13 protein-coding genes are annotated in these 24,738 nt (G+C 47.1%); 5 read left to right on the top strand and 8 right to left on the bottom strand.

Annotated features, from left to right (window positions below; translation table 11 throughout):
* Positions 1 to 74: 74 nt before the first annotated feature.
* From ACYQ3L_RS01845 to ACYQ3L_RS01835, 3 genes are all read right to left on the bottom strand, one after another.
* A complete protein-coding gene (locus ACYQ3L_RS01845) occupies positions 75 to 13,643 on the bottom strand; it encodes an LPD38 domain-containing protein (protein WP_459952270.1) in 13,569 nt (4,522 codons plus the stop codon).
* 13 nt (positions 13,644 to 13,656) lie between these two features.
* The gene (locus tag ACYQ3L_RS01840; protein ID WP_380002109.1) at positions 13,657 to 15,144 is read right to left on the bottom strand and encodes a hypothetical protein; all 1,488 of its coding nucleotides are present in this window, start codon (positions 15,142 to 15,144) and stop codon (positions 13,657 to 13,659) included.
* Between the two features lie 143 nt (positions 15,145 to 15,287).
* On the bottom strand, positions 15,288 to 15,866 hold the full coding sequence (locus tag ACYQ3L_RS01835) for a hypothetical protein (RefSeq protein WP_380002111.1): 579 nt from the start codon (positions 15,864 to 15,866) through the stop codon (positions 15,288 to 15,290).
* A 197-nt stretch (positions 15,867 to 16,063) separates the two neighbouring features.
* Here ACYQ3L_RS01835 and ACYQ3L_RS01830 point away from each other — a divergent pair, with 197 nt between their 5' ends.
* Positions 16,064 to 16,375: a hypothetical protein gene (locus tag ACYQ3L_RS01830; RefSeq protein ID WP_380002113.1), complete on the top strand. Its 312-nt coding sequence runs from the start codon at positions 16,064 to 16,066 to the stop codon at positions 16,373 to 16,375.
* Positions 16,376 to 16,383: 8 nt separating this feature from the next.
* Here ACYQ3L_RS01830 and ACYQ3L_RS01825 read toward each other — a convergent pair whose 3' ends face one another.
* The 5 genes from ACYQ3L_RS01825 to ACYQ3L_RS01805 are packed head-to-tail and all read right to left on the bottom strand — an operon-like array spanning position 16,384 to position 19,722.
* Complete coding sequence (locus ACYQ3L_RS01825) at positions 16,384 to 18,195, bottom strand: bifunctional DNA primase/helicase (protein WP_380002115.1); 1,812 nt, start codon at positions 18,193 to 18,195, stop codon at positions 16,384 to 16,386.
* 5 nt (positions 18,196 to 18,200) lie between these two features.
* On the bottom strand, positions 18,201 to 18,944 hold the full coding sequence (locus tag ACYQ3L_RS01820) for a hypothetical protein (protein ID WP_459952269.1): 744 nt from the start codon (positions 18,942 to 18,944) through the stop codon (positions 18,201 to 18,203).
* Positions 18,945 to 18,984: 40 nt separating this feature from the next.
* On the bottom strand, positions 18,985 to 19,218 hold the full coding sequence (locus ACYQ3L_RS01815) for a hypothetical protein (protein ID WP_459952268.1): 234 nt from the start codon (positions 19,216 to 19,218) through the stop codon (positions 18,985 to 18,987).
* 6 nt (positions 19,219 to 19,224) lie between these two features.
* Positions 19,225 to 19,452 (bottom strand): hypothetical protein, encoded by a 228-nt coding sequence (locus ACYQ3L_RS01810; RefSeq protein ID WP_459952267.1) that lies wholly within the window; start codon positions 19,450 to 19,452, stop codon positions 19,225 to 19,227.
* Positions 19,453 to 19,485: 33 nt separating this feature from the next.
* Entirely contained in the window at positions 19,486 to 19,722 is a 237-nt protein-coding gene (locus ACYQ3L_RS01805) for a hypothetical protein (protein ID WP_459952266.1), read from the bottom strand.
* Positions 19,723 to 19,925: 203 nt separating this feature from the next.
* Here ACYQ3L_RS01805 and ACYQ3L_RS01800 point away from each other — a divergent pair, with 203 nt between their 5' ends.
* The 4 genes from ACYQ3L_RS01800 to ACYQ3L_RS01785 all read left to right on the top strand — a co-directional run bounded on the left by ACYQ3L_RS01800 (position 19,926) and on the right by ACYQ3L_RS01785 (position 24,734).
* Positions 19,926 to 20,591 carry an XRE family transcriptional regulator gene (locus tag ACYQ3L_RS01800; protein WP_459952265.1) on the top strand — a complete coding sequence of 222 codons (666 nt, stop codon included), beginning with the start codon at positions 19,926 to 19,928 and terminating at the stop codon, positions 20,589 to 20,591.
* A 552-nt stretch (positions 20,592 to 21,143) separates the two neighbouring features.
* On the top strand, positions 21,144 to 22,895 hold the full coding sequence (locus tag ACYQ3L_RS01795) for an ArnT family glycosyltransferase (protein WP_379997309.1): 1,752 nt from the start codon (positions 21,144 to 21,146) through the stop codon (positions 22,893 to 22,895).
* A gap of 28 nt (positions 22,896 to 22,923) precedes the next feature.
* On the top strand, positions 22,924 to 23,403 hold the full coding sequence (locus ACYQ3L_RS01790) for a GtrA family protein (RefSeq protein ID WP_379997311.1): 480 nt from the start codon (positions 22,924 to 22,926) through the stop codon (positions 23,401 to 23,403).
* Positions 23,404 to 23,597: 194 nt separating this feature from the next.
* Positions 23,598 to 24,734 (top strand): NUDIX hydrolase, encoded by a 1,137-nt coding sequence (locus ACYQ3L_RS01785; RefSeq protein WP_459952264.1) that lies wholly within the window; start codon positions 23,598 to 23,600, stop codon positions 24,732 to 24,734.
* Positions 24,735 to 24,738: the final 4 nt, after the last annotated feature.

Raw genomic sequence — 24,738 nt, 5'->3', positions numbered from 1 at the left:
AATTATGCAGGAACGGGTATGTTCCCGGTGCAAAAAGTTATTTACCTGTTGATTGTTTGGGAATTTTGGTCAGGCTAATACATTTGAACCACTTCTTTCTTAAGGTTGGCAATTATCTTTTCCGCTTCTTTCTGTTCTTCCCCGTCCAGTTCCTTCAATGCGCTTTCATACTTCCTGATTTGTTTTATATACGGGTAGATACGCTTGTACCTCTCGATATCCGGGCTAAAACTGTTTATTTTGGCGGCAAATTCCTCTGTTGTCAGGTCTCCTTTCTGAGCCTGCTCCTTATATCCTTTCACTTTGCGCCGTGTCTCCTGCATATCGTCCGCTATTTTAAAATACTTCGGGTTCAAACCGCTGCCTGCCGTCATTAAATCGCTTCCGGAGGTGTAGAATGTTTTTAACGGTGTTTCGCGTACTTTCAGTTTAAGTTCCCCGGTGTCCGTCCAGTCATAAGCCTTGTATGACATATCCAGCACCTGCATACCCGTTGCATACAGTCCCCCGAAATACCCGTGTATAAGGTGATTCACCTCATCGGGATTAAAGCTGACGATACCTTTCTCCACACCATCCCCGCCTGTGGCCTTGTCTAATGATTCTCCTAACTTTACTAAGAATGCAGGCGCATAGGGTTCTCCTTTCTTATTGGTTCTGATACGCAAATATCCGGGCTTGTTTTCATCCGCCCATTCATTGGTTATCCTGCCGCCCGTATAGTTCCTGTTCGCTTTCAACTGGAAGAACGGCTTTACCGCATCCGGCATCATATCCGCCCAGCTTCCCCGGATCGAACCTGCCGGATTGGCCGGGATCAGGTCGGAAAACGACAGGATGACATCAGGCAATGTTTCTGCTATATCTTTTCTTCCGAAAACTGCCTGGTAGATATTATCCCCCATTGCATGGAAGACACGCAGTTCATGGGGGAGGGGAATTTTTACAAATCCGCTGCCTGTATAGATACACAGGTTATTCTGCCTTTCCCAGTCGCTTAGCTTCATATAATCGTCCAGTCCGTCATCCCCTCCGGTCAGTGCAGTAAGCAGCGGCATTAAAAATCCCGACATGGCATAGGAAGATACAAGGATAGCTGTTTTACCCTTATTCTTCTGTGCTACCTTTGCAAAGTTCGATAAGGCCTGGATACCTGCATTCACAAACAGGTATAAACTCCTGAACCATGCCGCGCCATATCCGCCCGCGCCGTTCCGGTTAAAGTTTACCGTTACTTCCTTGGCGTCCGATATGGATTGCACGACAGGGCGTCCCTGTTCCCTGCTGGTAATATAGACGGACAGCCGGGAGAGGTTCTCTGCAAACTCATTGCATCCTTCCAGCGCATCGAGGAAAGTACGCAATACGCTTTTACTATCCCCTTTTTTTATTTCCCGCTCTATTTTCCTGCGGACTGCATCGAGTTCCACCAGATGTGAGAATCCCGTCTTACCCCCGTTCATAATATATTCGATAACATAGCGGTCTGCTTTTTCCGATAAGTCCGCTTTATTCCTGATATAGCGTTGCAATGCGCCTGCCGAACGGGGTATATTGCTCTGGAATTGCAGGGCATACTTAGCATCTTCCTTAACGCCAAGTATGGAAGATGCAAAAATATAGTCGCGTGAAAAATTTGTCGCTACGAATATAGGGTTGCGGGTTGTAAAGTTGGCTGCCATCTGTCTTGATACTTTTGCTATAAACCGCAAATCCTTATGTAAATCTTTTGCATTTATCCCATTAATGGCACGGGCTACCGCAGGATTGCCATTGATATACACGGCATATTCGGCCCCGTTCTGTGAAACATATACTACGTGCTGGCTGGCCTGTGTCTTTTTGATAAACAGTCCCCCTATATCCAGTTTCCCCCGGTTTTGTACAGCCAGCCCCTGCTCCTGTAATTTTTGCATCCGTTCCTCAAATTCCTCTATATTTATCCTGTACTGATCCGTATTTTCAGAGTAGGCGGGAGCCTGTATCTCATAGACAGGGACGCCGTCTTCATTCAGCCCGGTTTGCATATACCAGGCCTTATTTACTCCGAGCAGTCCTGTCTTGTCTTTTAACGCCAGCCGCAGTATTGTCTGGTTCAGGATATTCCTGTTGGCGGAGCTGACCGCGCTTTGAGCCATTGAGAAGATAAAGGCCAGGGGGCTTTCCGAGCGTGTCCTCCGTCCTTTAGCCCTGATAAGCGGGGCGACAAAGTATGTCCCCATATTGGGGCTGTAGTCCCACCTGTCCTCCGCCGTTTCGTCATCATGCCCGCGCAGGGGGATATAATAGTCATACCTGCCAGCCAGTTCGTCATAGGTCTTTTTGTCTATCAGCCCGCCCTCAAGCTGTTTGCCTATGGAGAACAGGGTGGCATTCTTAACGCTCTTCCAGAAATGATATATAAGTTCTTCCCCTGCCTTGTGCTCAAATTCAGCGATAAACCCTTCGGCATGTGTTCCCACTTCTGCCTCTACAGCCGTAATCCCGGAGAAATCATCCGGCAGGTTTATCTCAAAGCGTCCGAGTTGCTGCGGCGTGGCATCCGGATACCGTTCCGCATACCGCCTGACAGCATCCTCTTTCATCCATTTATTCCGTTCCAGCCCGTGTTTGAGTATGGCATAGTTCTCGATGGCGCGGTAATCGAAGCCTGCTTTTTCCAGTTCGCCGACAGCTTTATTCAATGGCTTCTGGAATTTTTCATTGTAATTCTCCAACCCTGCATCTATCTTGCCGTTTATATGGGTGGCCTGCTTGTAATAGTCGTTATATCCGGCAATATCGGTTCCATGCCTGCGGAGAACGTCCAGGAACTCTTTTACCGCCAGATGCCTGTCTTCCCATGCTTCGCGGATACGGAAGCGGAAATTCTTTAGCCTGCCGTCCAGTTGGCGGCGTGCCGCTGCTGTCATGGCAGAATTGGTAGCAGTGGCTATGTCGTTAACCGACTGCATTCTTGTTTCTTCTGATTGTACAGGATTATCAACCAATCTTTCCCCTCCGAACAAATCCCTGACAGCCCTGTCTGTAAAATCAGATAAGGACATATCCTCAATAGTTACCTGACGCTTACCAGGAGATATGCCCAGCTTCTTCGATATAGTGCTCCACACATCATACAGCCAGCCTTTTACACGCATGTATAACGACAGGTCATTTTGCTTATGAAATACCGATTCTCCCTTATCGCCGATAGCCATTGCAAGAGCCTCATCAACTTTGGCTTCCTCTGATAGATTTTTATAAGCAGGAATATCATTTACACGTTGCCAGTAATCCGATTCTTTTATCAGTTCCACCCCCTTTTTCCACAATTCAGGATTGTTTTCTTTTATAAAAGAGTTCCACAAATGTCCGAATTCATGTACAGGCGTATTGGCGTTCATCCGGGTAACATCCAGGTGAATGACGCCATCCGGGGTTACATAGCCGTAGACATTGCCCTGTGTGTCCTTTATCTCTGGATTGTTTCTTATATCCTCATCTGATACCACATCGACGGCTAAACCTGTCCGGTTTAACTTATCAATCAATCTGCCGAACCTTTCAGCAGTGATACTCCGGAAGCTACCGGAAGATAAAGCCTGCCTTCTTATATCCCCACTGCTATTAGCCCTGTTCCTGAACTCATTCGCTTTGCTTTCATCCTCAAAAAGAAATCCTTTTGCAAAGCGGCTCCATGAACCGTTAAGGCTTTTTGCCTTGTCCTTCAGGCCTGAAAATACCGGGGCCGGAACCTGTGCCTTTATCCTGGCTAAATAGAATAGCTGTCCCGTTTGGGTATGTTTGTACGGGCTTACAGTATCTATAATACCCTCCTGTGTTTCTTCAATATCCGTATTATTGACATCCTTTTCTTCTCCGGGATATACTGTGTCTTCCGTTTCCTCATCTTCCTCCCCGTCCTCTTCATTTGACCTGTAATCCGTACCGTTCGCCTTCTCTCCTTCATTACCGTAACTTACCACTTCGCCGTCTTCCCCTTCTTCCGTCGCCTCCAGGTCGATCATGCTGCTGTCGATGGTTCTTCCTGTTGCGGATGCTTCTTTTTTGTCTGTAACCACTTCGGCTTTCATCTTCTCCGCTATCTCCGCTATTTCTTTCCGTAAGTGTTCAAGTTTTTCCCCCTTGTCGAAGGGTTTCAGCAGTTCCGATTTCAGTACGGGGATATTCGTTCCGTAAAACCCTATCTTATCTTTTGCCTCCTGTATTTCACCGGGGATATTAGCGATCCTGCTGCGCAGGGAGTTCAACAGGCCTGCCCCGGTCTGTATCATACCTTTCATGGCATAATCGCCCGTTTTATAGAAATACCGGAAGTTGTCGTTTATCAGGTCGATATAATCCAGTTCCATCGCCTGGGGATAGCTGTTGAACCTGACTTCCAGGGCAGGCATCTCCATATGTGTTTTCAGGGCGGATACAAAGGTTTTTTTATAGTCGTTTATTGCTTCGTCGATGGCTACCGCTAATTTTTCGTCCTGTTTTTTACCGTTTATGGTGACCGATGTGATCTTTCCTTCGGGGAAATAAGTATCCAGCAGTGATTTTACCCGGTTCAGGGTTTCCAGTTCCACCTCCCTGTATTCCTTATAAACCGTATAATCCTTTATTTGCTTGTTGATTTCCACCTGCCGCCTCAAATGGTTCCTTTCCGCCGTCTCCAGCTTTTTCAGCTCCGCCGATTTCAGGAAATGGAGCTGCGCATACTTGCTGCCGGATAACACCGCCATCATCTGCATAAAATCCATGTCCGACGGGCTGTCTTCTTCCGCCTCGTCCGATATCTCCCTGTCCAGGCTGTCGCCTTTCATCACCTGGTTGATAAAGGACTGCTTGATAGCCAGGCGTTGATAGGCCGTCGCATCCAGCGTCTTCTCCACGCCGTAGGTCAGCACCTCGACAGGGATGCCCATCTGTGCATGGAGGTTGCCCTGCCTGAGTATCCTGCCGTTTCGCTGCTCGAAGTCCATCGGCCTGGCAGGCGCGTCGATGTGGTGGAGGGCTACGGCCCGTTTCTGCATATTCACACCGACACCCATTTTCTCGGTATTGCCGATAACGATGCGTACCAGGCCCTCGTTCACCCGCTCGAACAGCTTTTCCCTGTTCTTTTCGTCATAGTCGTGGATGATGGCGACCTCATGCTCCGGTATGCCCAAGGCAACCAGCTTTTCCTTTATGTCTTCATAGAGGTTGAAGCGTTTGCCGGGTATTTTCGCGGAGGACTGGAACAGGTCGGAAAATATCAGTTGCGTACCCCTGTAGTGACTGCTGGCATCATATATGCGTTTTACTTCGGCGATGACCCGGTTCGTTTTGCTTTCCGGATCGTCGGGCAGGGCCGGATTGATAAGCCGCAGGTCGATAGCCGCCTGCTTAGCCCTCCCGAATACGACTATCGGCACACTCCTGTTTTTCTTCTTTTCCCTCGGACTAAGGTTCTCCCACCACTTCATCTTGTCCTTCAGTTGGTTCATGACCTCTACCAGCAAGCTACTCTGTGGAACGATTACCTGTGTAAAGCTGCCGCCTTTCAGCTTAGGGATGGTATTGCCTTCCTTAAACTCCGGTATATCCTCCGTCAGGACAACATCGGCTTTTACCCGGAAGGCCGTAAACAGTTCCGGCGCATTGATAAAGGACTTGAAGCGGTCTACCACCTTAAAGTTCCCGGTAGCCGTAAATTCAAGGGAGGGCTCGACGCTCCCGAAGGTGGTGGCGAAGCGGTCGAACGACCCGATATCGTATTTCTCCAGCACATCGGGCTCTATATACCGCATCATCGTCCAGGCTTCGGCCATTGTATTGGTGATCGGCGTGCCTGTGGCGAATACGATATTCTTCCCTCCCGTGCGTTCATGGATATAGCGGACTTTCATATAGACGCCGTAGGCCCTTTTACTTCCGCTTGTATCTATTCCCTTGACGCTGCCCATTTTCGTAATCAGCCCCAGACGCTTGAAGTTGTGGGCTTCATCGACTATCAGGGCGTCCACGCCCATTTTCTCAAAGGTCAGGACATTGTCTGTCCTGCGGTCTGCCTGCCGTGTTATCCGGCGGACTACTCCCAGTTGCTTTTTGGCCTTGTCCTTTACTTTCTTTCCCTTTTTACTTTTTTTCTCCTTACCCGGATTGTCTATCTCATCGAGCGATTCCTGCAACTGCTCTATTTTCCGGGTAAGCTCTTCATGCAATACCCTGTCCTGGTCTTCGTTTACGTCGGACAGTACGTTTTGCAGCTCCGCAATCTGCTCGTTCAGGTAATCCCGTTGCCGTTGCGGGTCATCGGGTATCATATACAGGAAGGAATGGGGGATGATAACCGCGTCGTAATCACCGTAAGCGATCAGGGAGAACAGGCGCGTGCGGTTCTTCGCGTCCATCATCTTTTTTGTCGGGGCAAGGATATTTGCGCCCGGATACAGGGCCCTGAAAGAAGCGACATACTGTTCAAGGGTCGCATTCTGTACGGCTATCATTGGTTTTTTTGCTATTCCCAGCCTGCGCATCTCCATTGCAATGGTGATCTTGGTAAAGGTCTTGCCCGTGCCTACCTGGTGTGCCAGCAGTACGGAGTCCCTCAGTCCCCTGGATACCGCCCTTTTCTGGTGCTGCCTTAATGTAATGTCCTTATTCGCGCCCGGATAATGCACGATACCGGGTACAGAGTAGGATTTTTCGACATAGTCGTTGTACTTGTCGTTATATACCCGCTCGATTTCGGACATGGCCTGCTCATTGTCGTAGATGTAATTGACAAACAGGTCGGCTATGGATGAAAGCATCGCCTGGGCTTCGGCGGTCTTTTCCTGGTTCTTTATCCTTTTGGGCTGCCCGCCTTCGTAGAATATATCGAAAGCGACAGGCTGTTTCAGGTTCAGCCCTTTTTCAATCAACTGGATACCGGAGAAATACGATGTCCCGTAGGTCGTTTTGTTCTCCGCACTGTCCCTGCCGGAATTTAACTGTACGACATACTTGTTCAATTCCGGACGGTAAGCGATTTTAGCATCTGCTTTCAGCTTCTCCCTGGCAAACTCCTCATAGTATTTATCCGGAATGAATGTGGAGCCTAAACGTATCTTTATCTGCGTTCCGGGGATATCCTTCGGTATGACAGGCTCCAGCGCCTTTACGTTCCGCTCAAACTCCGGCTCTGTCCGGGCTGCTTCCAGCGCCTCGTAGTATTTGCTGCGCACATAACCCGACAGGTAGCTGTCCCTGTCTTCCAGCAGGCTTGTGGATGGATTGGTAAAGGCCAGCCCCTCATCCCTTAGTTTCTCTTTTGCCTCATCAGCGGATAAGCCCGTTAATCCGGCTATATAGTTCAGGTCGAGCGATCCCCTGTATGAAAGCGAGATTTCAAGGGCATCCGCTATATTATCTGCCTGGACGGGTTCCCGTACCGGAAACAGGATGCGTTTACTGAATATATCCGCTTTCCCTATATCCGTTATAGTTTTTTCATTTCCCTGGCTGTCTACTTCCTTGATTCTTTTTACTTTCTCCAATGCAAATACCGTATTGTATTCGACATCGGTATCGACCAGGAAGCGGAGTTTTATGTTATCATTGAACCTGCCGTATTCATTGTAGAAACTGTCATATTCCCGGTTAAGTTCCGCCCTCAGTTCTTCGATGTTGTCCTTGTCTTCCCTTTCGGCATCTATCAGCTTACCTGCTATATCCTTTATCCGCAGGTAATGCCGGGCGACTTTCACCCTGGGTACTTTTTTATTGCGGACAGTTGTGGTATTCTCATTGATCCATCCGGGTACGGACAGTTCCCCGTCTATTACCTCATAGATATGGCCGTCCCTGTCGACCATTGTGCCCTCCTTTTCTCCCGATTCTGCTTTTTCATTGAAGTTTGCGTTTTCGATATCCGAGATACCGGCAGGAAAAGACCGGATGGCTTCATCCAGGGCTTTGATTAAGTCCTGCCCCCTGTGCGGAGCCAGTGTCACATCGTCGCCGGAGTACAGGCCTCCCTTGTTGTCTTCATAGGCCAGCTTTAATTCCCCCAGCATCATATCCGGGTTCTGCGCAAAGTATTCGTTCGCTTCTATTACGGTCGGCGAGCCGTCCCGCATCTTTACCTCTTTGATATCGTTGGTAAACCGGAAATCCTTTGCATAACGGCCTGGCTTTTCACTGTCCCTTTTCCTGAATACAAGGATGTCGGTTGTTACTTCCGTCCCGGCATTTTCAGAAAAGGCGGTATTCGGCAGGCGGATTGCTCCTATCAGGTCGGCATAGCCTTTGGTTGTCACCCATTCCCGTAATTTTGCCGAGGCCGCGCTGTCCATCGTGCTTTTCGAGGTGATAAAAAGCCCCAGGCCTCCCGGCGCAAGCTGCTTTATACCCTTTGCGATAAAGTAGTTATGCAGTGAAAAGTCGCAGATATCCCTGTTCGCGCTGTCATAGGGGGCCTTCTGTCCGAAAGGGACATTCGTGATGATAAGGTCTGTATCCCGGTCTTTCGATTCTTCATAGCCTTTTACCTGTATCCGGGCATCGGGATATAATTTAGCGGCTATCCGGCCTGTGATGCTGTCCAGTTCATAGGCCCTGAGCGATGATTTTGAGGAAATATGCTCCGGCATCAGGCCGAAAAAGTTTCCCGTACCCAGGGCGGGCTCCAAGACCCTGCCGCCTTTAAAGCCCAGCCTTTCCGCCAGCTTCCACATTTCAGCGATAATGCCGCCGCTGGTATAGTGGGCGTTGATGGTCGAGTTTTCGGCTGCCGTAAATTCTTCGGGAGTTAGTAAACTTATAATCCGGTCGTGGTATTCTCCGTATTTTTCCCGCCAGGAGGATTCCCCTTTGCGTGTGGTATTTAAAACTTCGGCCAGGCCGCCCCAGCCGGAGTATTGGGAAAGTATCTGTTTTTCATTGTCCGTGGCATCCCTGCCTTCTTCTTCGAGCTTCTTGAGCAGCCCGATGGCCTTTATATTGGCCCTTATCTTTGATACTGCGCCTTTAGGAACGATGTTGTCCTTATCACCGGTCCTGAAATTGTTACGGTTTAATACAGGATGATCCCCAGGTATTCCTCCACTTCCCGTGTCTTTTCGTGGCTCAGCGGTTCGCCCTCCGGTTCCGGTTCTTCCATCTCCGTCAGGTCGTAGGGCAGTCCCACCCTGTTGATGGCCAGGTACTCGGCTTCCTCCGGACTCATCCCGCTGTTTATCATCTGCCTCTCCGCCCTCATCCCGTCCTGTCCGATCTTGTTCAGGAAGTCTTTCAGCGTATCGTCCTGCATCATCCGGTACAGTTCCTCCGGCTGGTGCACGATCATCCATTCCACCCGCGCTTTGGCGCATACGGTCTGGTAATCTTCCAGTATTATTCTTGTTACTGTCCTGTCTGGTTTGTACATCTGTTTTAGCTATAGTTCCGGTGACAATATGGTTCTTTATAAAATCGTCACCGCCGGTTAATATATCCGTTCCGTTTATTGGTTTTTCCTCGTCAAAAGCAGGAGTAAGCCGTTGTTCACTTTCAGCCGGATGCCCTGCTGCTTCCTCCTGCTCTTTTTCGGTGTCTAAACCGCTTCTAAGGTAATGATTATTCAGCTCTCTGACAATAGTTTCCGCGTTTCCTGTAACGGGTTTTTCGTTTTTTCTTCGTTGTCCGTATTCATTTAACAGTGATTTTACTTTGTTTTTTAGCTCCCGGCTAAACTCTTCATGCTCTACAAACTGTTTATAGGCAGAGACATGCTCTTTCCGGTGGTTCAGCATGGCTGAACCGAACAGGCTGTCGAAGACAATGTCCTGCTTCTGCCTGTCATTATTGAAATATTTTTCAAGGCTCTCTGGCCGGGATAGTATGTCATTAGCTAAAACTCCGGCAAATGATTCGATTTCTTCCCGGTTTATTGGGGATGCTTCTTCTCCAGTTCTGATGCTATCCACATCGAAGGAGTTTACAATTTGAAAACTATCCATTTCTTCCCGGATGGTTTCCATACCGGGCATTTGCCGGGCTCCTTCGTAGAATGCTTTCAGGTAGGGACGGATATTGTCGCCCAGGTCATCTATCATCCGGCCCGCAAAATCTGCAAACTTCCGTGCGCCCGCTTCAATATTATATACCGCCATTTCCGCGCCGATGGCAAATAACTCCGGGTCGATACCTATATTCAGGTTGTTCAGCTTATCGCGCATCCGCTTTTTTAGCTCTTCATATCTTTCGGTGGATACGAGTTTGTTATTAGCTCCGAATGCAGGGGAAGATTTTTCTGCTTCGTCTCCGGCTGTTTCATCCGGTACAGATGAATTATCAGGGGTAAATATGCTGTCTCCCAGTTCAACCCTCTTTTCATTATTCTCCGGCTCATTAAAACTTATATTATTATCATTCGATACATTTGTCAACTGTTCGGTTATTTGCTGCCTGAGAGGTTTGCTCTCCTGTATAGCTTTTCTGACCTCTTCCCAATACGACAGGCGGTTGTTCAGTTCTTCCAACTGCTGATTGGCAGCACGCTTACCGGCAATATCCTTGTTTATATCACCGGTAGGTTTGGGAGCCTTAGCCTTATCTATCTGCTTCCGGATATTGCCGATAGTAGCATCCACAACACCCGACAATTCGGCTGTATCATTATATACTTCGCTCAATGCCCCGATAGTTGCCTCAACGGGAGCCTGTTCGAATAACAGGTTGCCTTTCTCATCCTTCGGTATCTGTCCTGCTGGTGTTAAATTGTCTTGTTCTCCTGCCGGTATATCCTTATTTTGCTGCCCTGTTGCTTGCAGGTTGTCTGCACTTTCAGGGGTAGTTGCCTGCAAATTGTCAGATTCCTGTGTTAACTGTTTACTGTTAACCGTTAACTGACTTACCAGTCCTATAATACCGGCAACAGGCACACCATTCCCGTCGATGTCCATCATACCCTGCGGACGCAGGCCGTAAGCATCGTTGACAGTGCCCTGTACCCTTTCGCCTCTCTCGTTCCTGTATTCGACCAGCGAGCCGTTTTCCACGCCCTGTATATTGTCCTGGTTGATGATATGACGGGGTTCTGCTTCTACCTGCTCTCCTGTAACCGGGCTTACGATGATATAGTTGCCGCTTTGGGTTATACCTGTTACCTCTCCTGTAAATGTTATACCGTTACCCGCTACATCCGCCGTTACCGTTTCTCCGGGCTGGTACTCCCTTACTTCCTCATTCTCCTGTCGGGATATGATATTTGCCGTTTCCATCTCTATTAATTGGGCGATGGCATCCTGCGCCGGGATATTTTCCCCTATGCTTTCAATAAAGTCAATAGATGTTACCTGTTTGTTCCCTTCCGCATCCACATAAAATATCTGCTTGTCCGATGCTTCACTGTCTATGCTCCCGTCCTCACGCTGTACGATGTTCCCGCCGGTAACCTGTACCGGATTCCCGTTGCCTGCGATAACAGCGGATACAACGGCATTCATCTGCAGGTTGATATTTTCATCTGCCAGCCAGGCCATTTGTTGTTCTGCCTGCTGTATATCTTCCTGCTTGGCTTTATTCATTCCCGAATAGGCGGAACAGGCAGTCACATATTCTACAATGGCCCTTTTCCCGTTATCATCCAGCCGCTCATCCCCGACCACGGAAAGGAGTTCCTGTTTGAGTTCCTCCTCACTGCTGTTATCCACCAGCTTATTGAAAGCAAGCGCAGCCTGCGGTGCATCCTCCCCGAAATACTTATTCAGGCTGTCAGCCGATCTGTCATATGTTTGCCGTATGGCGCGTTTAGCCTGTACGTCCCTTATCCTGCCTATTCCATACCCTGTAGCATTGATAGCAGAGAAGGGTATCTGCATGATAGCCACCGCCCCGAATGTCTCCAGGTTCTGACGCGGATCGAAGAAGCCTTCTATCGTTTGTTCACCCCTGACTATATTTGCCAGGTCTGCATACTTTTCCTCTGCATATTCTGTGATTGGGCCTTGTATTCCTGTCGCGCTGCTTAGTCTTTTGGCTGCATTCGTTTTTAAGAAAGCAGGTACGGGTATTCTGAATTTCTGGAACAGCTTATCGAGGACGACCTCGCCGAGTACCTCCGACTGGTTTTCGATAAATGCGGAAGTCATACCCTGTCCTTGTGACTTCCTGTTACCGAACATGATATTCCCCTGTCCGTCTTTGTTCACGGCCTGTCCCTGCATCTCCTGATAAGCCATTGCATAAGAAGATGGGGAGAACATTGTCTGCACGGCAGGGCGTACACTGAGGTCTATGGCTCCTTTTGCCAGGCTGCTAGCTGTTCCTCCGATACCACGTGACAGTAGCAGGTTTGCCCCTGTCTTTGCAGCTAATGCAGATGCGCCTCCTTTTACGGCACTGGCTGCCGCGCCGCCGATGGGAGCGGTAAGCATAAAATCCCGCATAAAAGGAAGGGACTGTTTTGTTGTCTGTCCTATATTGTACCAGCTACCCGGATCGACACCTGCATTAATCTGATCGGCAATGTATTTGGCCTGTATAATGATGGCTTCTTCTTCGCTTAACGAACCGGGGGCCTTTTGGTATTTGTCGATAACCTGATTCAGGGCTTTATCATTGTAAAAGCTCTCTGTCAATACGGCCAGTTCTTTCAGGTCTTCATTTGTCAGATGTAGCCCTTTCCTGAATCCGTCGCCTTCTTTGCTTGCAGATAACAACAGTTTGGTATTCTTTAGCAGGTTGGCGGCTTTACCGAGTATGGCATCATTCCGGTAATTGGTTCCTTTCAGGCTCCATGCGCTTATATTGTGCCGCCCGGCGTATGCTTCCTTATTTTTCTCCGATGCTTCCCTTATACTTTCAATCCGGTTAAGCAGAATGTCCGCATCACCCTCTAATTGCCCTATAAACTCCTTATGTGCCTGTGCATAGCGTTTACCTTCTTCACTATTGGCGATATAGTCTTTTATAAATGCGGTTTGTTCCGGGGTATTCTCTTTTACGGTAGTCGGATAAGAGCCGCCACCCGTAACAGAAGGGTTGTAATGTGTTAGCTCCCTCGATACCTTGTTCCTCTCCAGCCAGTCTTTAGCGGCAGGCGGCAGGTCTTTATCTGCTACCGTTAAATCAGGAGTACGGGTATTAGCCAGATAGTCATTGATAAGGGATTGCTTTACATTTTCGGACAGGCTGCTGTCGTTCTTCACCTGCTCTACCCAGTCTTTTTCCTGCCTGTACCTGTCGACGGACATATCGAAGTATGCTTCCGGGCTAACGGGCATATTTTGCATGGTATTACTAATGGTTTCTTTTAACGGCTTACCTTTAAATGCGGAAATTCCTGACAGATCCGGCTCTTTTAATTGGGAAATATTTGTGTTTACCGGAATATCGACATAACCTTCTGTTCCATCTTTGAACCTGGTCTTCATTTTTTGAGGTTGATTAGCCCCAAAACCGGAGTTAAAGCCATTTAAAGGTTGATTTGCCGGAGTTATAGCCGCAGAACGGCCTTGTCCGTCCTGAATATCCGACCCTCGTGGGGTTGATATGCCGTTTTGTACCCGCCTGTCCTCGAAATCGGACAATTCCTTACGTGTGGCTTCCCTCGAACCGGGATATTTAGACAGAAATTTTTGTTCCTTTCCTTCCGGAACCAGGCGTATGTTACCTTTGCTGTCTATATAAAATTTATCAGGCATAAACGTTTCCTTTTTAAAAATTAGCAATATTACCCACCGATGGGAACTCTTCGTCTTCTTCCTCTTCCTCCGGTATCCCTGCCTCTTCCGCCTCTTCCGCCTGTACGGGAAGACTTGACGGCGCTACAGGCTGTGTAGCAGGAGGAACATTGTTGCCAAACCCCGGAAGCCGGTTGTTTTGTTCCCATTGCCGGTATGTGTTACTTCCACCTGTCGACGGGACGGAATAATCAGGAGCGGCGGGAGTTGAAGCAAAGCTGTTGTTATACTGTTCCTGCAAGTAGGCGGCGGCTATATCCGTCCTTTCTTTTTCGGTAAATGACCTGGGGGCTTCACCCGGTAGTCCGGGCTTACGGTCATATTGCGGATATCTGGCTTTGAATGCCGGATCGGACAATGCTTCCCGCGTGTACCTGTCTATTTCGCCTTTGGACATTTCAAATACGCGCACATCCGCTCCCAGTTGGTTATCTCTGACGGCTTCCCTATCAGCCGGATTAGCCTCGATCACCATCCGGTAGCCGGTGTTCTTACCGCCACCGGATGAAGAAACCTTTTTCACGTATGCCGACGTCCTGTTTTTAGCATCGCCAACACGCGACCATCCCTGCGCTACCATCGCTTTACGGTAGCTGTCCAGGCTCTTCTGGTTATCTTCCCTTACTTTGCGGTCTTTATCTTTGTTTGCTTGCTCCTGCGCCAGTTTATCATAGGCAAGGCGTTGTTTGTCTTCGAACTGGGCCTGCGCCTGATCCAGCTTTTGTTTTGCTGCCAGGACGCCCTGAATACCCTTCTTTCCGGTATTGTAATCATCCAGCATCCGTTGGAAATCTTTCAGGCGGGCATTGAACAGGCCGTCATTATACCGTGCGGATTGCTGCATATAGCGGTTCTCCAGTTCTTTGGCCCTGCCTGTTGCTTGCGACAGGGCGGATTGGCTGTAATCACGTTTTTCCACATGTGCGCCTTTGCCATAGCTGTACATCTGGGACAGTAAGCCTATACCGTCGGCAATGGAAGCTATCAGTTGTGCGTTCCTGACTTTCTTTTCATCCGGTGCAACAGGTTTGGGTATGGCAGATTCATAGTAACGCTGCAATATATTTTCCCCTGCATCCGGATCGAAAGGGGCCGTAAACCTGATTAACGCTTCGGGAGTAAAGTATTTAAGCAGGTGTTCATACTCGCCGTCATTCAGTCCCTGCGGCTTATTTGGGTATTTTACTGCCTGCCGGGTTGCTGTTCCTGCTGCCGGGTTGCTACCGTTTGCTAACAGATTGCTTTGTCTAGCTGCCGTTACACCCTCATATTGCTGTCCTGTTGCTGGCAAATTGTCCCCGTTTTGCCCGGTAGTTGCTTGCAGATTATCAAAACCCTCTGTTAACTGATGACTGTTTACTGCTAACTGTTTACTGTTAACTGCCAACTCCTGCTCATCCACAGGAAGAAAGGTGTTTACACCCTTCTTTTTGTCCTTAACCAGTATATCGTCCAAGATCATATTTTTTTAAATGAAAAGTGATAAGTGAAAAACGAAGAACATTCTTAAACGAAGAACTAAAAATGAAAAATGAAGTTGAAAGTAGTAAGCACTTATAAACCATAACTTTTCACTTATCACTTTTAGTTTTTCACTTTATTGAATTACTTCCCCCACATGCTTAGCAGGCTTCCCGCCGAATTACCCAGCATATTCAGCCCGTTGCTTTGCAGGTTCTCTCCCGATTGAGCCTTGCCCTGCATGATATTCATGCGCTGGTTGGCTATGCTTTCCCTGCGCGATAAATAACGGTCTGTAACACGGTCTTTCCACTGCCGGCCCATTGCCCCGATATTCGCATAAGTATCGGAGATAGCCTTATTGGCCTGTTCTTTGGCTACTGCCTGCTGTTCCGGCGTGGCTCCCGTGACAACCGCCGTATTGGCTATCGTCTTATTCTGCCTGCCCAGGTTGTCCCTCAACTGCTTCATCAGGTTCTGTACATCCGTCCGCTGTGTATAGTCCGATAAAGCATTGGCGTTATAAAATGATTTATTTTCCGTATCCTGCCTGTTCAGGTAGTCCTCCATCAGCTTGCGCTGTCCGGCTGCCTTATTACCCCCGATCAGGGAAGCACCCAGACCTACCACACCGCCTATTACAGCTCCCCAGGGCCCGAAGGCCGCCCCCGCTGCCGCTCCTTTTCCTGCGCCACTGGCTGCGCTGCCCATATCTACTGCCATATAGCCTGTTGTTTATAAGATAAATAGATTATAAAAGCCCATACGGGACTGTTAAGCCGCAAATAAAGGGATTGATACGGTCTTTGGCTGTTCCCTGTGCAAAAAGATGTGTAGATGTAAATAAGTATCCGCTACGGTGGTATGGAAGCCGATAGCGGCGGGTTATTTTTGTAAATCCTGTATTTAACAAAAATGATATGGCCGGAGTAAAAGGAAAAAGCGGTTTGAAGAAAGGTACTACCAACAATCCCAACGGGCGTCCCAGGGGGAGTGCCAACCTGCTGGGCAGGGAATTAAGGGATACACTGATCGGCAGGCTCACAAAGGAGGATATTATCAATAAGATCATGGATGATATACTGGCCCTTCAGGACCCTGCCGACAGGCTGAACCACCTGAAGAACCTCTATCCCTATATCTTCCCGCGTCCATTGGCCGACGAAGAGAAAAGCGCACTGAATACACAGTCGGTGCTCTTCAAACGCTTATCGCAGCCGGATGAAGAATAAGCCTGTGCCTAAAAAGGCAGGTCTGCGGCTTCCGTGGTATCCGCGATAAATTCCTGTTCCAGTTCCTCTGCGGATTTTGTAAAGCCGATGGATGACTGGCTACCCTGACAATAGCTCTCCAGGTAATCCGTATCATCCTCCTTTCCCTTTTTACCGTTGACAAACGGGACATACCTGCCGTTGGCATAGTCGTAGCTAAAGTAAGCCGCCCCGCATTTACCCAAATGTTTGAACTTGACCTTGTGCACATCCACGCGGACATGGTCTTCCCTGTAATCCCTGTAGACCGTAAACCCGAAGTCGGCCTTGTTGTAGAAGTTCGCCGACCCGTTCACGTCGTAGAGGTTGGGGGCTGTAGGTACGCCGCCTTTCATTTCCATCTTACGGGGATGGGCTACCAGGAATACCAGCACGTCTTTCTGGCGGGCGAATGTTACCAGCTTGCTGAGTAAGGCGGAGATATAGTTCGTTTCATTTGTTCCGTGAGGCATCTGGTGCTCTATCGCATTGTAGGGGTCGATGACAAGCACCCGGATGCCTTTCTTTTTGACCAGGAAGGAAGCCTTTTCCAGTATATTGCCGATACCGAAGTCCTCTTCCGGGTAAATGAATGAGAAGTTATCCCCGATATGGGCGCAGGCCCTTTCATATGCGCCGGGGCGCAGGGATTCCCTGTCGAAGCGTTTGCCTGTGAACTTGGATACCAGCTTTGCCGCCAGGTAGGGCAGCGGATGGTTCTCCGGGGAGAAGTAAGCGAATTTCAGGCCGTAGTTCAGGTTCAGCCGGACGGCTATTTCATCGACAAATTCACTCTTCCCGTGTGACGGTATCCCGGTAACGACGCACAGGCGTCCTGTTTCAAAGCTCAGCAGCCTGTCGAAGTCGCTGTGTCCCGTTGTCATTCCCGGATGCAGCCCCTCCCTGAAAAGCAGGTCGGCCTGCTGCCTGATATCCGGCAGGGTGAATATGCCCTCGATGCGTATCTCCTCCGCATTGGCGACAGCTATACGGAGCGATTCCGGGCCATACTTCACCAGGTGCTCGTTCGCATCCTTGCATCCCGGCCCGTAGGTGACAACCTTACAGCGTTCAGGCCCGAAGCGGCGGATCAGTTCGTTACGCAGGATAATGCCTTTCCTGTCGGTATCCACGGCAATGTAGACCGTTTGTTTGTCGTCGAAATACTCCTCGATGTAGTTATCCAGGTAAGCCGTGCCGTTCGCGCCGTTGGGAACAGAGACAACCGATTCGAACCCGCATTCGCCGAATGACATGCAATCCAGTTCCCCCTCCGTGATGATCACTTCTTCCTTTCCAACCGTAGAGTCCAGGTTATAGAGGATCAGCTCGCACCCTGCTTCGATGGCCCAGGCTTTATCCCCTGTCCTGTATTTTACGTTTACCACTTCCCCGTTCAGGAAGTAGGGGAATTGCAGGGTATTGCATTTCCTGTCTTTGGCCGGGATGTAATGCAGGCCCTCCGACAGCCGGAACTTCTTTAAGGTAGCCTGCGACAGCTTCCGTTCGTCTTCAAGGTAACGCGCCAGCTTGTCCGACAGCTTTGTATTGTTCTGCCATGCAGGCTTGCGGTAAGTCTTTTTCTCCATTTCCCTGTGGTTGTAATAATCTTTTTTCTGGTTGATGCTGCCGGAGAAGCCGCAGTAATGGCACTTGTACAATCCTTCGTCCAGGTTGACAGAAAGGGACTTGTCCAGCTTATGACGCCTCGATCCTTCCCGGCATTTCGGGCAAAGCGTTTTGACCTTGCCGGATGTCCTGCCGAAAGGTATTTCTATCCCTGTATCGCTCCATGTTCCCATAGCAGTCACATAAACCTCGGTTTGGACGGGTCGTCCGGCATTAAGCCGTAACGGGTTACCTCATCGTTCCATGCCTCCTGGCTGATATAGGTCTCGAAGTTCTTCCGGTACTGCTTATCAGGCGTAGACTCCACATAAAGCGGGATATGCTCCAGTGCCGTTTCCCTGCAATGATTTTTCAGGTTCGACCATCTCCTTTCGCTCGTTTTGCGGTTGCCTTTCATGCCGTACATCCGCCAGGCTTGTTCAAACGGAAATTTTTCCTCAGTCACACAAGATATAGATTTATCTATATCTATATTCTTGTTATCATTCTTGTTAATGGATGGGCTATTCGTCAATCTTTCGTGGGTCGCCCGTCCTTTCTTCACCGGTATGCCCGTGGTTCCTTCGTAATTGTCGGGGTTCTGGTAATAATCATAATTACAGATCGTTATCAGGATGCCCCGTGGGTACTTTCGTGTGGCGATCCGTCCGGCTGTTCGCAGGGCGTTCATGGTATGCTTCACCTGAGATTCGCTGTAACGCCCTGTACGGGCCCCAACCGTCCATGAAAGGGCCTCCCGGATCTCCCGGTAACTGCGGAACAGTTGACCCCGTTTTACCAGGTACCCGCCATACTCCGTATCCGAACTGTTGGCTTCCCTGAGCAGGTATGCCCAGGTCTCGCGCACACAGGGGGGAGACTTCGATATGGCGCTCTCACTGATGGCTCGCGGCTGCAAGATATAACCGCCTTTTATTGTCATTGTTCTTATTGTTGTGATTAGATTTTGTTAGTATATCTGTTTATTCCCCGGATGCCTGCAACTGCCTGATAACGCTATGCAATAATTCATTCTCAGTCCTCAGCGCCCTTATTACCTCATCCTTCGATTCCAGTTGTCCGGCGACAAGCGATTGTACATCGATGTTGAAGTTGTTTACCGTCATATTGATACTGCAATTATCACCCGCCTGGATCACATCCGCCTGTATGATCATCTCCGTATCTTTACCGCCTTTTGTCAATGTTCCGCCCATAGCCTTTTATTTGTTATATACCAGGTAAGTGTAATAATCCGGCTTGTCATTCCCGCTGTTATAACAGGACAGGATTTTAATACAGGCTTCCTTTACCCCGCAGAGGGACAATATCCTTTCTTCCGGCAGTTCAGGCCGGCTGATAATAGCTGTATCCGGCATTCTGAAAAAGTCATGCACCGCTTCCCCTTTCGATACCTCATCGCCTGTAACGTATATCACTTTTGTTTCCATCTTTTATAGTTTAAGATACAATCTAAGAGGCCCTCATCCTGTTATCCCGTTTTCTTCCATGACCCTGGCTACTTCACGGCTGACGGCTTCCTTCAGGAACACACGTTTCTTACTGGGCAGGATAAGCGTATCCCCCGGACGGTTGAACTTCTTCCCCTCGCGGATATGCTGCTGGAGCGTGGAACGCGCGATACACAGGCACAGCAGGCATTCCCCGTAAGACATATAGTTGTCTTTGAGGTAGTTGTAATCGTTCTCTGTTAACGGCATAATCTTTATATTTATAAGGTTATTATTTGGATACATAAACTCCTGTCGTTACATTTGCGGTGTGTGAAGCCGTTAAGGTTTATGACGGTTGTTTATATCCGTTTATTTGCTTTTATTATGCAAATATATTCCAATAGTGGATTGTATTTGGATTAAAAGCATTATATTTGTGTCATGATTAGATTAATTTAACTTTTATATAAATGAAGGATTTTAAATTTCGGTTAAATGAGGCGATGGAAATGCGGCGCATATCCCGGTACAGGCTGGCTAAGGATTGCCATTTGTCCGCTACAACCATCACAAACTGGCTGACAGGAAAGACAGTTCCTGACAAAACAAAGATCCGGGCGGTAAGCGAATATATGGACGTTAATTCTAACTGGCTATTGGCAGGGGAGGGAAATATGATTACCGGGACTCTCGGACAGTCAAAGGAAGATACGGATGCAGGGGAAGATAAATGCATCTGTGGGAAACGGGAGACACGTCCCCGTATCCCGTTGAATGCTGCGGCGGGGGCTCTGACCTGTGCGATGGATGGTGTCAGGATGTGTGACTGCGAACAAATCCCGGTAGTCAGCATATTTCCGGAATATGACTTTACGATGTTCATCAAAGGGGACAGCATGTACCCCCATTATGAAAGCGGTGATGAAATAGCTTGCAGGAAGATAAAAGGCTCGCAGTTTATACAGTGGGGCAAAGTGCATGTGCTGGATACTACGCAGGGACTTATCATCAAAAGGATATACGATGCAGGCGACAGCATCAGGTGTAACTCGTTTAACCCGGATTATCCGGACTTCGGGATACCGAAAAGTGAAATTTACTCCATTTGTTTGGTAGTGGGGTTACTGAGACTGTAAGAACGAAAATGGATGATGTCCGGGAAAGCAAAAGAATGGTTGTTGCTAATATCGGAAAACAAATGTATCTTTACATAATCAATCTCATCAGGCGAATGTTATTTTCCGCATTTTTGTTACCCAATTGTTACTCGCCATTTTCAAAAAGTAGGCTTATGTATTTATTATCAATTGATTACAAATACCATTTACCTTTATTACCTTTTAAGAAAGTTACGAGTTACTTCGCCCTTTGGGCAGTTACGAGTTACAAGTAAACATGATACGAGATACGGGTTGTTAACTGATAACTGTTTACTGTTAACTGATATATCTGTTACCTTTGTTACCTTTTAACAGTGACAGGTTGTTTACTGTTTACTGCTAACTGTAAAAAGTGTCAACTTTGTCAGGTTTTAACAAGTCGTGGGTTTTTACAGAGTTACAGGGGAAATATCATTAACTGATAGCTATTCACTGCTTTTTCATGAGTTTACCTCGCATTTAATTGTGAATTATGATTACCAAAAAAATAAAAACTTATCTTTGCAAAGAAAAATGAATGATAGGTATATGAAGAGATCCCATTTCCTGCAAACGCTATACTTGCAAAAACCTCTGCTGCTTATTCTCCTCATCGCTACATTATCTACTTTACCGTGGATCGGCCTTGGAGAATTCTATACGAAAGGGGAGCCCCGCGAGGCAGCTTTAGCTATATCTATGATCGAAAAAGGGGAGTGGATCATCCCATCCAGCTATGCCGATGAATTTGCATACAAACCCCCTTTGAACCACTGGTTGATTTCCGGGTTTTCTCTCGCTATAAACAAAGGGGAAGTGACTCCATTCACTTCGCGCCTGCCATCGGCTCTGGCTTTTATTGCCATGATCGGGATTTGCTTTATGTTTTTTGCCCGTCGCCGTCCTGTTCTCGAAGCCTTTATATCCTGCCTGATAGTGATTACGTGTTTCGAAATACACCGGGCGGCTATGACCACGCGGATAGACATGTTGCTCACATTCCTGATGGTCGCCTCACTGATTCAATTATACACATGGTATGAAAAACGACGGTTCGGGCTGCTTGCATCGGCTTGGGTTTTCCTTAGCCTGGGCACTTTGGCAAAAGGGCCTGTAGGCGCCCTGCTACCTTGCTTTATTTTCGGGATATTCTTGCTCACCCGACACGAAAACTTCTTTAAATCCGCACTAAAATGCCTCGCCATATTAGCCTCGGCCCTCGTAGTCCCGCTAATTTGGTACTACGCGGCATACCAGATTCAGGGAGACGCATTCCTGGATAAAGTGTTTGCTGAGAATTTCGGCCGGTTTCTGCGTCTCGATTCCACAAGCCTGGATATAGATTATGAATTGGGAGTGGAGAACCCGTGGTATTACTATCCGGTTTCCCTTATGGCCGGATTCCTTCCCTGGACTATATTGCTGGCAATATCCTTATTTTTCATCCGGTATAAAAAACCATCGGGGACGGCAAGATCCTTCATATCCAAGATTTTGTCGATGGATAAGCTACTTCTGTTCAGCCTGCTTGTAACGGTTGTAACCCTAATCTTCTTTACGGTTCCCGCTTCAAAGCGGAGCACATATATTATGCTCACTTATCCGTTTATCGCCATCTTTATTGCCCGTTTCTTTATCTTTCTTACAGATGCCAAACCAATGGCAGTACGCATATCTACCTCGATATTGTTAACTGTAAGCATACTGGCATTGTTGGTTGTACTGTTGGCATATACGGATATAATAACCGAAGATATGGCGCGGTCCCTGTCGAAAAGGGAAAGGACTTTACGGGACATTCATGTCTTTTTCACGCTATTCCGGCACCCCGGATGGCTTGGCTTATTGGGGATAACAGCGCTGCTCGCCGCCATCGTGAATACTTTCTATCTGTTGAGAAAAAAGATGAACCTGAAAATACTGATGGCCGGATTCGGACTCATGTTGTCCATAAATATATTTATGGACTCATATTTACTGCCCGGCTACAAAGACGCGTATTCGACCCGCCCGTTCGCTGAACTTCTTGCAAAGAAATATGACCTCAAAGACAATGTATATGTAACCAACTACCTGAAAAATTACAGGAACCTTTATTCACTCAACTTTTCCATGCACAATAGTTTTAAGAACATAGAGAAAGAAAAGCCCGATTATGGCTACTTTATCGCCTTGGAACTGGACATAGACAGAATAAAAGAACAGTACAAAGAGTATGAGTTTACACTACTCGAATCGAGCGACAAGATGAATGAAAATAAAAATGAAATACTCTTTTTCAAAATAGAGAAAAAGAAATAGCATATTCAGACAAACTTAAAAAGCACACATGAAGGATCAGTTAACCGGACTGGCTAAACGAAAAGCCATCAGACAATTAATCAAATATGGTCTGGTAGGCGTTGTAGGATTAACAATAGATATGGGCATATTTTACCTGCTGGTAAATAAGTTCTCTGTACATTATCCGTTTTCGGCAACGATAAGTTCATTGCTGAAAGGGAATATGTCCATAGGCATGCTGGATATACTCATATCCAATATAATAAGCCAGACTCTGGCCGTTATAAACAATTTCATCCTCAACAGTTATTTCACATTCAAGGTTACAGATAAAAAACTGAAGCGCTTCATGTCTTTTGCCTCCATTGCTATAGTAGGTATGGTCATTAGTTCGATGTTACTCACTTTATTTATCGGTATTATGAAAATAGACGATATGCTGGCAAAAGTATTTGCTATTTTCATTGTCGCAGCCATACAATTTGCCATAAATAAATTTTTCACATTTAAAGAACATGAAAAATAATCTAAAGCAATTTCTTGAAGAACAATTAAGGGATTTAATCAAACAAAATTTCGCATCGTTTGTTTAAATACTAAAGAGAATAATAAATTGTGACAAGACTACGCCTAATGAACCGGCTTTATTGTATTTAAAGCGCTATTACTTGAAAAAACAAACTCACATAACCATTCTCGTGATAATAGAATTAAAAAAAAATGCTAAGTAAAGGTTTAAGAAAGCACGCTTCAAATTCTGTAATAGGACTCCTCCCATTCATCCTGTTCATCATTTTACATACAATGAACGTAATGGAACAATTCGCATTATGTGCAGGCTTTGCCTTGGCTGTCATTGGTGAATTCGTCTTCCGCATGTACTATAAAAGCCGGGCTTTCAGCGCAACATTCTATATTTCCGGAGTGTCGATCCTGATTAGCCTCATAGTATGGCTAATCACTCATCCCTATGTGGAAAAGCAAAACACGTATATTGTCATTTGTGAAATTTCCATAATTTGCTTATTCATGCTGCTCAGAGCCAGTAAGACCTATATGTCCGCTCACTTTTTTCGTCAGAAGAATCCGATTCAAAAGGCCCTCTTAAATGAGTTTTACGAGTCGGCGACATTGATACAATATGGGCTCACCCTCCATGTTTTCGGTATAATGCTGTACCGCCAATTTACAGTAAGCAGTCAGAACGTTTATATATCCGAAATTATTATCTTCTCTATATTACCAGTCTTTATCATCCTATTGATAGGCATCTATCAGGTTCTTAAAATCAGTAATCTGGTTGCCAGGCTTAGAAAAGAAGAATGGATACCTATCGTTACGGAGAAAGGTGAAGTTACCGGCAAAATAGCAAAGAATGTGTCCATGAATATGAAAAATAAGTTTTTACATCCTGTAGTCAGAGTAGCATTGATTTCAAACTCTAAAGTGTATTTACAGGAAAGACCTCTGAACGACATTCTAAATCCGGGAAAACTCGACTACCCGTTCGAAAAATACATGCTATTCAACCATGAAATCAATCTGGCTGCACGCAACAGTATCCGTAAGATGGTAGGTGATGAGATAGAGTTTTCCATTAAGTTCCTGCTGAAATATGTCTTCGAGAATGACGCCACAAGACGCCTGATATTCTTATTCACGGCTAATATCGACGATGAGGATTTAATAAAAAGGAATGGAAAGATGAACGGTAAATTCTGGACAATAAAACAACTCGAAAACGGTTTTGCAGATGAAATATTCAGCGAATGTTTTGAGTTGGAATTTGAATATCTGAAAAATATGGTACTGGTTCCATCAGATATTTTTGTGCAACCAAAGGCCAGCGTAAATTAACCTA

This window comes from Dysgonomonas termitidis, from assembly GCF_054657735.1.
Note: the sequence above shows the minus strand (reverse complement) of the source record. Positions and strands in the feature narration are given on the sequence as shown.

Bases quoted from the DNA above. Each gene is read 5' to 3' on its own strand.
- ACYQ3L_RS01825 (WP_380002115.1), bottom strand. From the start codon at position 18,195: ATGGGAACATGGAGCGATACAGGGATAGAAATACCTTTCGGCAGGACA.
- ACYQ3L_RS01815 (WP_459952268.1), bottom strand. From the start codon at position 19,218: ATGGGCGGAACATTGACAAAAGGCGGTAAAGATACGGAGATGATCATA.
- ACYQ3L_RS01810 (WP_459952267.1), bottom strand. From the start codon at position 19,452: ATGGAAACAAAAGTGATATACGTTACAGGCGATGAGGTATCGAAAGGG.
- ACYQ3L_RS01800 (WP_459952265.1), top strand. From the start codon at position 19,926: ATGAAGGATTTTAAATTTCGGTTAAATGAGGCGATGGAAATGCGGCGC.
- ACYQ3L_RS01830 (WP_380002113.1), top strand. From the start codon at position 16,064: ATGGCCGGAGTAAAAGGAAAAAGCGGTTTGAAGAAAGGTACTACCAAC.
- ACYQ3L_RS01845 (WP_459952270.1), bottom strand. From the start codon at position 13,643: ATGCCTGATAAATTTTATATAGACAGCAAAGGTAACATACGCCTGGTT.
- ACYQ3L_RS01785 (WP_459952264.1), top strand. From the start codon at position 23,598: ATGCTAAGTAAAGGTTTAAGAAAGCACGCTTCAAATTCTGTAATAGGA.
- ACYQ3L_RS01840 (WP_380002109.1), bottom strand. From the start codon at position 15,144: ATGATCTTGGACGATATACTGGTTAAGGACAAAAAGAAGGGTGTAAAC.
- ACYQ3L_RS01795 (WP_379997309.1), top strand. From the start codon at position 21,144: ATGAAGAGATCCCATTTCCTGCAAACGCTATACTTGCAAAAACCTCTG.
- ACYQ3L_RS01805 (WP_459952266.1), bottom strand. From the start codon at position 19,722: ATGCCGTTAACAGAGAACGATTACAACTACCTCAAAGACAACTATATG.
- ACYQ3L_RS01790 (WP_379997311.1), top strand. From the start codon at position 22,924: ATGAAGGATCAGTTAACCGGACTGGCTAAACGAAAAGCCATCAGACAA.
- ACYQ3L_RS01835 (WP_380002111.1), bottom strand. From the start codon at position 15,866: ATGGCAGTAGATATGGGCAGCGCAGCCAGTGGCGCAGGAAAAGGAGCG.
- ACYQ3L_RS01820 (WP_459952269.1), bottom strand. From the start codon at position 18,944: ATGACAATAAAAGGCGGTTATATCTTGCAGCCGCGAGCCATCAGTGAG.